General features: G+C 36.6%; 7 protein-coding genes and 1 CRISPR repeat array. All 7 genes read left to right on the top strand.

The window, feature by feature from the left end; all coding sequences use genetic code 11:
- Window positions 1-317 precede the first annotated feature (317 nt).
- Window positions 318-682: direct repeats of the CRISPR family, unit length 30 nt; unit sequence GTTTTTATCTTAACTATGAGGAATTGAAAC.
- Window positions 683-1,696: 1,014 nt separating this feature from the next.
- The 7 genes from NSQ44_RS10250 to NSQ44_RS10220 all read left to right on the top strand — a co-directional run bounded on the left by NSQ44_RS10250 (window position 1,697) and on the right by NSQ44_RS10220 (window position 13,573).
- Window positions 1,697-4,768: an McrB family protein gene (locus NSQ44_RS10250; RefSeq protein WP_340856994.1), complete on the top strand. Its 3,072-nt coding sequence runs from the start codon at window positions 1,697-1,699 to the stop codon at window positions 4,766-4,768.
- Window positions 4,737-7,232: a restriction endonuclease-like protein gene (locus tag NSQ44_RS10245; RefSeq protein ID WP_340856993.1), complete on the top strand. Its 2,496-nt coding sequence runs from the start codon at window positions 4,737-4,739 to the stop codon at window positions 7,230-7,232. The genes NSQ44_RS10250 and NSQ44_RS10245 overlap by 32 nt, the downstream gene beginning before the upstream one ends.
- A gap of 287 nt (window positions 7,233-7,519) precedes the next feature.
- Entirely contained in the window at window positions 7,520-7,963 is a 444-nt protein-coding gene (locus NSQ44_RS10240; protein ID WP_340856992.1) for a hypothetical protein, read from the top strand.
- Between the two features lie 93 nt (window positions 7,964-8,056).
- Window positions 8,057-8,353 carry a hypothetical protein gene (locus NSQ44_RS10235; protein ID WP_340856990.1) on the top strand — a complete coding sequence of 99 codons (297 nt, stop codon included), beginning with the start codon at window positions 8,057-8,059 and terminating at the stop codon, window positions 8,351-8,353.
- Window positions 8,354-9,103, top strand: a complete 750-nt coding sequence (locus NSQ44_RS10230) for an HIRAN domain-containing protein (protein WP_340856989.1) — start codon at window positions 8,354-8,356, stop codon at window positions 9,101-9,103.
- Window positions 9,104-9,551: 448 nt separating this feature from the next.
- On the top strand, window positions 9,552-12,794 hold the full coding sequence (locus NSQ44_RS10225; RefSeq protein WP_340856988.1) for a helicase-related protein: 3,243 nt from the start codon (window positions 9,552-9,554) through the stop codon (window positions 12,792-12,794).
- A gap of 5 nt (window positions 12,795-12,799) precedes the next feature.
- Entirely contained in the window at window positions 12,800-13,573 is a 774-nt protein-coding gene (locus tag NSQ44_RS10220) for a DUF4391 domain-containing protein (RefSeq protein WP_340856987.1), read from the top strand.
- The last annotated feature ends 8 nt before the right edge of the window (window positions 13,574-13,581 follow it).

The following is a 13,581-nucleotide window of genomic DNA, read 5'->3' as shown; positions in this document are numbered from 1 at the left end:
AGAAAGAAGAGATCGAGAAAAAGCTGGTGGAATATTGTCTATGATACAGAAGCAGCAGTAAAAAGCGTTCTGGAAAAAACACGGATTCAAACAAAATTGAATTGTCGATCTGCAAACAAACGTTATGTTTCAAAACATAATGAAATTTGTCGTCGACCTCCAATCGTGCAAAAAACCTGGGGGATCGACGACTCTTTCAAATCTCCATTGAGCCCCCGCACAAATTAAAGGATTGATAAAATATAACTCCTTCGTTAAAATGAAAATAACCAATCAACCATTTAAAACGAAATGCTTATTTAACAACATTTTCTGGGGTTTTTATCTTAACTAAGAGGAATTGAAACGCGTATTTGCTGTCAGACGTGAAAACAGAAGGCAGAGTTTTTATCTTAACTAAGAGGAATTGAAACGAGGATGAAGAAAAGGATTATGAAACAGACGATCCTGAGTTTTTATCTTAACTAAGAGGAATTGAAACGATAATGCAAGTGGTGAACTTTATAATGCAATAGATGTTTTTATCTTAACTAAGAGGAATTGAAACGCCGAAACGTCTAAACGCCAACCTTTCCCTGTTTCAGGAGTTTTTATCTTAACTATGAGGAATTGAAACCCACTGGGAATTGTCTTTTCAAAGCAAACGCTTCAGGTTTTTATCTTAACTATGAGGAATTGAAACATCCTTTGGAGATTTTTGCTACCAAAACATGGGATAGATGACATATTATTTTGCTTCGAACATGATTTGATTGTAGTGTGAACAATTTTGCTGAGGTAGTCAAAGTCTGTCAAAAAAGCGTCTATCCGAATGGATGGGCGTTTATTTATTTGCTGAAAGGTAAGATATCTACCGACTTATTTGAAATTAAAATAATTGTTTAAATGAGAATTTCCTTTAACTCAAAAATAGGATAAATTAATTTGAAGGGCTTAAATTAGAAAATTTGTTCCCTTTTCATTTCAACACATGCATTCCAACTTAGGCATGTGTTTTTTATGTGCGCCCGGCATGTACATGAACTATAGGGTGTAAGTCCCGAACCCCGAAGACAGAAGTAGAGGTTAGCTCAACGAAAGGGTGTCCGTGGTGACGCGGAATCTGAAGGAAGCTGGAGGCAAAACACCGGTCCGAGGAACACGAACCTCATATAAGGCTAGGTATGATTGAGTGAGTTTGCATAACAAAACAAAGCTCTTTCTGTCGAAGGTCATATCGAGTAAATGAGGCGGATAGATGGTGTGAAAGTGCATGTACTTACCCGGGGAGGTCTGGCGGATAGGTGAAGTACTCTTCATAACCTACTTAGTGATAAGTAGCTGAACCGTCAGAAGTCAGCAGAGGTCATAGTATTAGTTGGTTTAGAACAACTAAGAAGGACCGAACAATTAAGAGAGAATAGCCCTTGGCATTCAGTGAGTCATGATGAACACAGGAAACGTAGTACCTCACTTGAGGGAGGAAGCGGTGAATCCCGTGGGAGACCTCTTGGAGGGTGGAGTGACCACTGGCATAAAGAGAACAGCTATTCACGGAAGTTATAAAGACTTGCGTCAATTATCTTAATTGAACCGCCGTATACGGAACCGTACGTACGGTGGTGTGAGAGGACGGGAGTTAATCGCTCCCTCCTACTCGATTTCAAAAAAATTTGATAATATAAATAAAGGAAATTTTGGAATTGTGGTGGGAAAAATGCTAGAAAAACTTTTAGTTGAACTCGCTAAACAGATAGATTGTATTTACACATTAAGCTCCAACAACCCAAATTGGATAACAAAAGTTGATTCAAATGGGTTTTATGTGGAAACAGAAAAATCGAGAGAGAAATTTAATAATGGAGAACAGGATAAGCCTTGGGAATATATCCCCTTTGACTTTATAAGAACTGGCTGGAATGAATTTATAAAGGTACGAACCGCCAATTCAAAAGATTTTATAAAAACAAAAGGAAGATCATCTTTTTTAATGGCCTTTTTTCATGAACTTCCTTTTGTCACGAAAACAATCAAAGAAAATTCAATTGCCATTCAAATAAAAGAATTTACAACCGAAGATTTACCATCTGAACAATTTCATAAAGTGATTACTTATTTAGAAGAAGTGATAAATGGGATATTTGATCCTAAAAGATTAAGTGAACAAACCGATAGCAATTTTAAATCAAGAGCGAGACAAGATTTACGGCTACTAGGCTTCCTAAATGATGAAAATGAAAAAAATGAAACGCTTTTTCATGAATATATCAATTCGGAAGATAAATATGAAGTGATAAAAAAACAAATGGTAAAACATCCTTACAACAAAACCGTATTGGAGGTTCTGAAACTATTAAGTAGTGTTGATAAAAACGAGAAAAAAGCAATACTTGTTGAGTTAGGAAAGTTAATAGTTCGTAACTCACGTGGAGAAAATCTCAAGGTTGATTCCGTCGCAAAAGAGCGAACAACGAATTTGTTAAATTGGTTGAAAGCCGTGGGAATTGTTGATGATGAATGGAACTTAATCCAACAAAATCCTGAAAATGAATTGTTGAATTTTAAAGATTTTAAACAAAATATTTTCCACAGCTTTTTTATTAAGCTAAGAAGATACCGTGCGAAACAGCTGAAAGAGCTATTAAATGGAAAAAACAAAATTTCCTTACAACAATTTAACGAGGAAGTTTGGAATATCGGTTATGCAGTCTTAAATGACTCGAAAGTTAACGTATTTAACATGATACATAACAAGGATTTAGATACGTTAAAGAAATTAAACGAACAATTAGAAAAGAAACAATTAATATATCGTGGTAATTCTATCTGGGGCACAGCAACTAGAGTTTTCGGTGCTCAATTAAAATTGACCGATCAAGAAAAAGAAAAGTTAATCAATAACGCTGTTGAAATATTAAATAGAACCGATCTAACACCTTTGGAGAAGGTTAAAAATTTGTTAGATATAAAGGGATTTGGTGAAAATATTGCAACAGGTCTCGTCATGGTATTTCATCCAGATGAATTTGCCATCTATAATTCTCAATCTATTAAAGCCTTGAAAAAGCTAGGATTTTCACCAGACACATTAGAAGCTTTCCAAAAAGATATCGCTCATTTGAAGGAAACCTTACATGCAGCTGATTTTATTGAATTGGATTGGTATTTATATTGGATAAATCAAAATGAGGAGAGAAAAAGTTTGAAATATTGGTGGGTTAACCAAGGTCAAACACATAAAGAGGAAAAAGAAGGCGGCTATTTGTGGGTGCCAAAACAAACAAAAAGTGGGACCATTTTTGCACATCATCGAAATCTCGTTTATGCAAAAGTAGGGGATCTTGTATTTGCCTATTCGGCAGGAGAAATTAAAGCAGTTGGAATTGTTGAAAGAGAAGCAGAAGAGCTTCCAAAGCCTAAGGAAATATCCTCTGGAAATTGGGAAGAAGAAGGAAATCTTGTTCGATTAACATATTATGATTTAATCTCACCTATTAAAAAAGAAGAGATTCCAGAAAAGTGGCGTTTGAATGAAACCGGACCATTTGATCGGAACGGAAATGTTAAACAAGGCTACTTTTTTGAAGTATCAGAAGAATTTGTAGGAAAACTTTTAGGAAAATTTAAAAATCATTTCCCAAAAGAACTCATAGAGATAATCAACATTCCAATTCAAGAGGAAGAAAAAGCATTAACATCCGAACAAATCACTCACCACATCCATTCCTATATTTCTAGTAAAGGCTTTTACTACACTAAAGAAGAAGTGATCAATCTATTTTTATCATTAAAAACAAAGCCGTTTGTCATTCTTTCGGGGATTTCAGGCACTGGGAAAACGAAAATTGTTCAATGGTTAGCAGAAAGTGTGGGAGCCACCGAAAAAAATGGAAGATTTACGTTAATCCCTGTTCGACCCGATTGGAACGATGGGTCAGATTTGTTAGGGTATGAAGACATTAAAGGAGAGTTTCGACCAGGTCCGCTTACGAAAGTAGTGCTCGAGGCGGAACAAAATCCAGAATATCCATATTTTGTTTTGTTAGATGAAATGAATTTAGCGCGAGTCGAGTATTACTTTAGCGATGTTTTAAGTGTAATGGAAAGTAGAAGGTGGGAGAATGGAAAAATTGTGTCCTCGAACCTTCTTTCCAAAGAGGTAGCGAGAAGAGAGGTCACCTTTCCATCAAACGTTTATATCATCGGGACGGTTAATATGGACGAAACTACTCATCCATTTAGTAAAAAGGTGTTAGACCGGGCAAATACGATTGAGTTTAATCGCGTGAACTTATCGCATCTTGAATTTTTAAAAGGGCTCGAGGACGTTCATCCAATTACATTAAAGGATCAAGCTTTTTCTGCGAAATATTTGCATCTAAAAGATGTTTATCAGGAGTATCCACATATCGTTGAGCAAGCAACGAATGAGCTCGTACAAGTGAATCAGTACTTGCAGCCACTTGGGGCTCATGTTGGTTACCGTGTGCGGGACGAAATTTGTTTTTACCTTGCCTATGCTGAAGAAGGAAATTTGATGACATATAAAAATGCGTTTGATCACTGTCTTCTTCAAAAAGTCTTACCAAGAATTTCTGGAAGTGATACGAGGGTACAACGGGCATTGGAACAGCTGTATATGTTTTGTACAGGTGTTGAATTACATGAGAATTACGAAGATCTAGCCAATTTTTCCTATGCCAAATATCCGAAAAGTGCAGACAAAATTTTAGAAATGTTAAGGAGGTTAACGGACGATGGCTTTACATCCTTCTGGATTAGCTCATGAGGATGTAGAGCTAGTCCATATTGAAACTGAACTATTAACACTCGTCATGAAAGGGAAGCCTTATCATGAGCGGTATCAAGGTTTGAAGCAATATCGAAACATGGATATTCACGAACAAATGGAATTTTCGGTCGATGGGGAAGGCATTCAAGAGATAAAAGTATTTGATGTGGATCAACAAACATTAGTCGACTGGTCGTATCATCGGCCAATCTTTTTTGAAAACGGAATTTACCAAGTCATCGTCTCTCCGAAAGTCGATACAGACTTATCTTTTTATCATGAACATCCTTCTTTAAGAAGAGCGGTAGACAAAGTAAAGGTCGGAAAATCTTATGTGTTAATGGGGAATCTCCAGTTTCAAAATGAAGTGGGTCTATCAACCTTTGAGATTAGAGATGAAAACAAAACTGTGTTAGAGGTCACAATTGAAATTTTTCCAACGAAATTAAATTACAAAGAAGATTATCTCAAACTATTACAAGAAGTAAACGATGAAATTTATAATCTTGCCTTCCACTTTATCAAAAAAACGTATCAGCGGGCCAAAGTAAAGCTAGAGGGAACCCCATCTAGAAGTGAATTTTTTCGCTTAATGGACGTTCATTTTCACTCTTTTATTCAAGCGATCAAACGAATCGAACAGCAGCCTCACCACCAGCTTGTAAAAACTCATGTCAAGGCGAGAGGGGATCAATTAGGACGTCTCGATCAAAAAGGAAGACATTATTTGCGAAAACGTTCGCAGCTTTTTCGAGATGTGCCCAATGGTATTGCGATCCATGACCGTCTCGTCATGCCTGTTTCCGGATTAAAAATCAAAAAAGATCTCACGTTTGATACGTTGGAAAATCGTTTTGTCAAATGGATGATGAACCGATTAATCGATAAATTAGCGGATTTACTAGAAAAAATACATTCAAAAAACAAGCGCTATGAGGTTGAGCCTGATCAGGATCTAATCGAAAAGCTTTCAAACATGAAAAGAGAATTAGAAAAGAAAGTAAATAGTTTCTTTTGGAAAACGATCGGGATACTCGATCGCTCTGTCATGAGCCTTGTATTGCAAATGGCTCCTGGCTATCGCGATGCCTTTCAAATTTATTTATTAGTGACAAGAGGTCTTGCACTGCATGGAAAACTGTATCAAATGTCTGTTAAAGATGTCGCGACCCTTTACGAATATTGGACGTTTTTGAAATTAGGGCAAATCTTAGATAAAAAATACAAGTTAGTGAGTCAGGATATTATTCGTGTCAATCGAAACGGTTTATTTGTCAACCTGGAGAAAAATGCTTCAGCTACACGAATATATAAACATCCGTACACAGGTGAAAAAATTATTTTAACGTATCAAAAATACGAAGGGAAATTACCAACCATCCCGCAAATCCCGGATACAATGCTATTGATCGAAAAGAAGGGAAAAGATTACACATACAATTATATATTTGATGCAAAATACCGCATCGATTTTGCGATGGAAGGGAGCAGCTATCATCGAAACTATCAGCTTCCAGGACCAACAGAAGAAGATATAAATACGATGCATCGTTATCGAGATTCACTAGTTGTCCGCCACCAAGGACCATACGAACGAACCGCTTTTGGCGCTTACGTTTTATTTCCTTGGTGGGATGAAGACAGCTATCAAGAGCACAAGCTTTATAAAAGCATCAATGAAGTCAATATCGGCGGCTTGCCGTTTTTACCAAATGCCACACGCTTAGTAGAACAACTGATCGAACGACTAATTGAAAAAAATCCTGAAGAATTACAAAAGGAAGGAATCCTCCCAAGAGGAACGATCGAGGAATGGCAATCTTCTCTTGAGGAAAAGGTCCTTGTCGGTATGGTCCCAAGAGAAGAAAACTATCGGGCGCATCTTCAGCATCGATTTTACCACATCCCTGTCAAACGTCTTAATAAAGGCTGGCAAGAAGCTAAATATGTTGCACTTTATCCGAAAAAAGGAGCTGCACCGACAAACGGTGTGACGTGCTACGGAAAAATAACCGACGTCCAATTTGTGAAAAGATATGAAATCACCGAATTACCGAAAAACAGTGCAGAAGAATATGTCAAATTCGAAATCGAGAGCTGGCATTTTCTCAAAGAAATTATTAAACCTGTTGGCTATGGAATTTCTGTCTACACGATGACAACCTTAAATACCTTAAAAGATGCGAAAGAATTGCCAGAACTTTTCATGAAATCAAAAGAAGAAGTCACATTATGGCGCATGTTGCGCAGACTATCCAATCGCATCCGTTTCGACCTTGACGCCCGTTATCTCGACAAAGCATTGAAAATCGAAGCGTATCGCATCAAAGATATCGCCATTCAACTCGATGGCCGACAGCTTGTGATTACGAAAGGGAACTTAAGAAAAACGTTGCCAATCGATGAGTTAAGAAAACAGCCGGCGTTTGTGTTTAAGGAGATATTGAAGGTGATGGGATGAGATGATAGAGGGAAAAATGTGTTTTTAGATGGATTTTTGAGCAAAAATGGTTAGGACTACTCGGATATGTCACTTTCGATTACAGATGAACAGGATATTGAAGCGGAAAGCGAAAAAAGTTAAAAAAAAAAGCGGAATTTTTCCTTGTTTAGGGATAACAAAGGATATGATTATATTTGCACAGTAAAATAAAAATATGACGAATCTTTCAGTGGTCTTGATTGATGTAGTGATTCTCTAATCAATGCTCAATTGAAGAAAGAGGATTATGTTCATGAGTTTGTTCGATGTTAGTCATTGGGAAAAAGATGAAGAAAGGCAAGCTTCTGGAACTATATAGACAAAAGTTTTGGTTGATTAACCCATTGGATAAACAACGGTATTTATTTAAGATTCCTAAGGAGAATACGGGTGAAGCTTGGGCAGAAGTTATAGCCTCGAAAATCGGACAACTAATGGGATTAAAAACAATGAAAGCTGATTTAGCAGTCTATAATGGTATATTAGGCATTTTATCAGAAAACTTTGTCCATGATGATAAGGAATTTTATGAAGGCGGAGATTTATTTTTTACCATTGCCGAAGATTTTGATAGATACAGCTTAAAGTATTACGATTTTCCAAATATAATAAAAGTATTATCCGAATTTAGTCTTGAAAGAGACTTTATTCAAATACCCATATTCGATGCGCTAATTGCAAATCAAGATCGACACTGCGACAATTGGTGAATCATTGTTTATCGATCAGGTTATCAGCTTGCCCCTATATATGATAACGGAGCATCATTAGGGTATCAATTACAGGAAGAGCGTATCCTAAAAATGTTTCAAGATCAAAGAATGTTTACAGCTTTTACAAACCGAAGCTACTCTTTAATCGGGTTGCCTGACAAAAAGAAACCAAAATATAGAGAGTTATTAAATTTTATTTATCAATTATATCCACAAGAAACAAAAGAAATGGTTGAAAGAATAAGTCAAATAAATGAAAAGCAAATACTTGTCATTTTAAGTGAAATTTCAGAAGAAGCAATGAGTAAAGTTTATAAAGAATGGGTATTAAAATTATTACAATATCGAAGAGAGTGGCTAATAAATTGGCATACGAAGGTGAAATAAATGACCCGTCCTTTTGTACTTTGGCTTATTTGGCAAAACGAACGTATGTGCCAGCGATATCATATTGGGAATTTAGTACATCACGAAGGCAAATATGTATTTTATTATGAAAAAAGCAGAAAAAGAAGGGGATTATTAGACGCATTAGAAAACGGATATCAGCCACATTTAGCGTTTCGCGATATCGATAAAATATACGTTTCTGACAGGCTATTCGGACCTTTCGAACGACGTTTGCCTGATCGTCGCCGCCCTGATTTCCCAGAAATTTTGCGGACGCACGGCTTGTCAAGTGATTATACGGAAATGGATTTATTGCGAGCTACCGGCGGCAGGCTTGCGACTGATTCATATGAGTTTGTAGCACCTATTTATGTGTACGGAAATCACTTTGACTTTGATTTTTATATTGCTGGCTGGAGATATTATGAAGGGGAACAAATCCTTAAACAGCTAAAAATCGGAGAAAAGGTACAGTTTCAACTAGAGCCAGAGAATGAACAAGATCCGAAAGCAGTGATTGTATTAACAAGCCAAGGGCGTAAGTTAGGATATATTCCAGCCTTTTATAGTGAATTTATGTTTCAGCTTATGGAGAACGATGGGGATTATGAAGCAAAAATTCACTCCATTCATTTAGAAGCTCTCCCACAATTGAAAGTAAATATAAGCGTTTGTGGGAAACTGCTTCCGTCTTTAAAGGAACGGAATTTAAATATGGTGCATGATTTGCAGTTAGAAATGATATAACCATTTTGTAAATTCAGTTTTAGGTTGCGATGTCGTTGAAAATAATTGCATTGCTTTTCATTTGTCCCTCGGTTTGCTGGAAAAGAGTTTTTTAAGGAGCGGGATGCGGCGGGTAATAGACGAGATGTTATGCTGGAGCATTTGCGAACGGAACCTTGAGTTTTTTTACCAACTCTCTTGTTGCTAGTGCTGGGTGTGCTCGGGGGTGAAGTTAAGTTTTTGAATTACTCGTTTACAGAAAGCTGACTACAAGGTGGAGAAAGGAGAACCATTGTAGTCAGTTTTTTTATTTATTGGTGAAATATGTATACTCACATAAATTTTCAACAAAATTCATCAAAATTTTTTGTTGTTGTTTTAGTATAATGTAATTATGCTGAAATAACGATATGGTCTTCTGTCTCAGCACATTGAATAGGTATTCTAATAAAGGAGTTCAGACTGGAACATGTCAAAAGGGATTATTGATAATAAACAAACGGGTTTAGTGGGAGATGTCTTGAAAGAATACATAACAAAGGGCAGTAAGCTGTCTGTTGCGGCTGCTCATTTTACGTTATATGCGTTTGTCGAATTAAAGAAAGAGCTTTCTCAGTTAGAAGAATTTCGCTTTATTTTTACAGAACCGGCTTTCGTGCAAGGTGACAATTTATTAAAAGAGCAAATAGAAAAAAACGAGGCGTTATTGTACGGAGTCGAAGAAGAGCAAAAGTATAAAACAAAATTAAATCAAGCATATATCGCCAAAGAATTTGCCAAATGGCTGAAACAAAAAGCACAAATTAAGTCAGTCACTAATCAACGGATTCAAGGTGGGTTATATCATGTCGAAAACAAAGACGGAACGCAAATCGGCCTTGTCGGCGGGGCGCCATTTTCAAGTCCGGGATTAGGCTACAGCAACTCCTCAAGTATGTACATTAATAATATCGTTGATGATGCTGCGACAAATGCCCAGCTTATCAGGAAATTCGATGTGATTTGGCAAAACGAGTACGCCTTGCAGGATGTAAAAGAACAAATATTGCGTCGTTTAGAAGTATTGTATAAAGAAAATTCGCCGGAGTTTATTTACTTTGTTACACTCTACAATCTTTTCAAAGATTTTTTACAAGATACGAAAGATTACGAGGCGTTACAAACGAGAACCGGATTTGAAAATACAGTGATTTGGAATAAACTGTACGATTTTCAGCGCGATGGTGTAATTGGGGCCATCAACAAAATCGAAACGTACGGCGGCTGCATTATTGCCGATAGTGTCGGCCTCGGAAAAACGTTTGAAGCGTTAGCGGTTATTAAATATTATGAACTCCGTAATCACCGCGTGTTAGTTCTTGCGCCGAAAAAATTACGGGAAAACTGGATGATTTACCGTTCCAATGATAAGCGGAATATATTAGCTGAAGACCGTTTTTCTTATGATTTGCTGAATCATACCGATTTATCGAGGGAGAGCGGATATAGTGGCGATATTAATTTGCAGTATGTGAATTGGGGAAATTATGATTTAGTCGTCATTGATGAGTCGCATAATTTTCGCAACAACGACCCAAGGAAAAGCCATATCACCCGTTATGCCCGGTTAATGAATGACATTATAAAAGCTGGAGTTAAAACAAAAGTGCTGATGCTTTCCGCTACTCCAGTGAACAACAAGCTGGATGATTTAAAAAACCAAATTGCTTTTATTACAGAAGGAAATGACAAAGCGTTAGCGGAAACAGCAAACATTAAAAGCATCAACCAAACGATTCGGCGGGCGCAGTCACAGTTTAACAAATGGAGCAACTTGCCTGAAGAAGAGCGCACAACAGAACGGTTGTTAGATATGTTAAGCTGGGATTATTTTACGTTGCTTGATTCGTTGACGATTGCCCGTTCCCGCCGTCATATTGAAAAATATTATAATGTGAAAGATATTGGTCAATTTCCAATGCGTTTAAAACCAATCAATATAAAAGAAACGATTGATGAAAAAGATGAGTTTCCTGCTCTTGAAAAAATTAATAACGAAATATTACGTTTACGATTAGCGGTGTATTCGCCGATGCAATATATTTTGCCACACATGAAAGACGTCTATAGCGAAAAATACGATACGAAAGTCGCCAATGGAAGAATTTTTAGACAAACAGACCGCGAAAATAGCCTTGTACATTTGATGAAATCGAATTTATTAAAACGTTTAGAAAGCAGCATTCATTCGTTTTCTCTAACATTACAAAATATTATTCATAATATTGATTCACTAATTGATAAAATTGATAACTATAATCCAGGAAATGAAACGATCGGAGACATTACAGATATTGATATTGAAGACCCAGAATTAGAAGATGCGCTCATTGGATCCAAAGTAAAAATATTAATGAAAGACATGGATCTCATTCGCTGGAAGCAAGATTTGTTGTATGACCGTGAGATTTTGGCGAAGCTGCTCGTACAGGCAAAAAAGGTTACACCTGAGCGTGATAAAAAATTATTGGCATTGAAAAAAGTGATTAAAAATAAAATCGAAAATCCAATTAATGGCCAAAATAAGAAACTATTAATTTTTACCGCGTTTGCTGATACGGCAAAATATTTATATGAGAACTTACATCAGTGGATTTTACATAATTTCGGGCTGCACTCTGCCGTTGTTACAGGTTCTGATCATCCAAAGACAACATTGAAGATGAAAAAAGTTGATTTCAATAGTGTGTTAACGAACTTTTCGCCTATTTCTAAAGAGAGAGCGAAAGTCATGCCGAATATGACGGAAGAGATTGATATTCTTATTGCCACCGACTGCATTTCCGAAGGACAAAACTTGCAAGATTGCGATTACCTTGTCAATTATGATATTCACTGGAATCCGGTGCGCATTATTCAACGATTTGGCCGCATTGACCGGCTTGGAAGTAAAAATGAACGTATTCAGTTAGTGAACTTTTGGCCATCGATGGAGTTAGACGAATATATTAATCTAGTCGGCAGGGTCAAAGACCGCATGACCATCCTTGATATTTCTCCTACTGGGGAAGAGAACGTTATCGCCGACAACAGCAACGAAATGAAAGATCTCGAATACCGTCGTAAACAACTCGAAAAATTACAAAACGAAGTCATTGATTTAGAAGATATTTCTGGGAATATTTCATTAACGGATTTCACGATGGATGATTTCCGAATGGATTTATTAAATTTCATGAAGAACAATAAAGATGTAATCGAGAAGGCTCCATTAGGTTTATTCAGTATCACAACGAATAAAAATGAAAAACTGAGTGCGGAAATTCAACCTGGAGTTATTTTTTGCCTAAAACAAATTAACAACTTTACAGCTTCTAATGAACAAAATGCGCTCCATCCATATTATTTGGTGTATATAAAAGAGGATGGAAATGTGCTTTATAACCATGTTCATATCAAAAAAATTCTTGATATTTATCGCTCGCTATGCAATGGGCAAAAGGAAGTCGAAGCACAATTATATGCGGCGTTTTATGAAAAAACAAAGAACGGCAAAGACATGGGGCAATACAAAATATTGTTAGAAAAAGCGGTGGAAGAAATCGTCGGGAAAATTGACCAACAACTGACATTGAATATTTTTAGCTTAGGAAATTTAGATAGCCTTGTCACAAATGCGAATACTAGCTTACAAGATTTTGAGATTATTTCTTATCTGATTATTAAAGGGTGAGAATGATGGCTGGATTAACGTTTTACCGTATGATTGGACTTGATGATAAAGTCCGCCCGCTCCATAAAAAATTAGATAAAAAGATGTTCTACGACTTCGCCGATTTAAACAAAAAAGAAAAAGACTATATTACAAAATACGTTGAACGTATTGAATTAACCTATTTATTAACCCCGAGCACCATCAACATCCAGCCATTTATTAATGAAAACTACCATTATGAAGGGGTTATGTTTATCACGATTCAACTGAGGGAGGAAGCGAAAGACAATCATCTGCCGGTCATCGGTGAAATCATCCAAGGGGCGCTTCCGAATCCCGTGGTGATTGTTTTTGAGAAACAAGAGCGAATCCAAGTCAGCACATGCCTAAAACGGTTAAATAAAGTCGATTCATCTCAAGTCGTACTAGAACATTTTCATTACACTCCTTGGATTGATTTACATGCTCATGATGAAACGGTTGAGAAGTTTTTGCGTGCTGTTCATATTACGAGCATCTCGTTCTATAACTTTTTTGAGTTCTACAAAGAATTTGACTTAGCGGTACAAGCATTACAGCAAGCCGATATTACGGGGACGTTTTATCTTATTAAAGATGAAAAGCAATATGCCAAACAACAGCAGCTCATTGCGCAAATCCAAGCATACGAAGCGGAAATAACGAAATGGAAAAATAAAATGAAAAAAGAAACGCAGTTCAATCGAAAAGTCGAATACAATATGAAAATTCAACAGCTCACAAAGCAAGTTGAACAGTTAAAGCAACAATTGCAATGAAAGGAGAA

The sequence above is a fragment of the Aeribacillus sp. FSL M8-0254 genome (assembly GCF_038008845.1).
GTDB lineage: Bacteria > Bacillota > Bacilli > Bacillales > Aeribacillaceae > Aeribacillus > Aeribacillus composti.
Note: the sequence above shows the minus strand (reverse complement) of the source record. Positions and strands in the feature narration are given on the sequence as shown.

What these genes read in the sequence shown, in the direction of transcription:
- NSQ44_RS10250 (WP_340856994.1), top strand. Translation starts at nt 1,697, where the DNA reads ATGCTAGAAAAACTTTTAGTTGAACTCGCTAAACAGATAGATTGTATT.
- NSQ44_RS10245 (WP_340856993.1), top strand. Translation starts at nt 4,737, where the DNA reads ATGGCTTTACATCCTTCTGGATTAGCTCATGAGGATGTAGAGCTAGTC.
- NSQ44_RS10240 (WP_340856992.1), top strand. Translation starts at nt 7,520, where the DNA reads ATGTTAGTCATTGGGAAAAAGATGAAGAAAGGCAAGCTTCTGGAACTA.
- NSQ44_RS10235 (WP_340856990.1), top strand. Translation starts at nt 8,057, where the DNA reads ATGTTTCAAGATCAAAGAATGTTTACAGCTTTTACAAACCGAAGCTAC.
- NSQ44_RS10230 (WP_340856989.1), top strand. Translation starts at nt 8,354, where the DNA reads ATGACCCGTCCTTTTGTACTTTGGCTTATTTGGCAAAACGAACGTATG.
- NSQ44_RS10225 (WP_340856988.1), top strand. Translation starts at nt 9,552, where the DNA reads ATGTCAAAAGGGATTATTGATAATAAACAAACGGGTTTAGTGGGAGAT.
- NSQ44_RS10220 (WP_340856987.1), top strand. Translation starts at nt 12,800, where the DNA reads ATGGCTGGATTAACGTTTTACCGTATGATTGGACTTGATGATAAAGTC.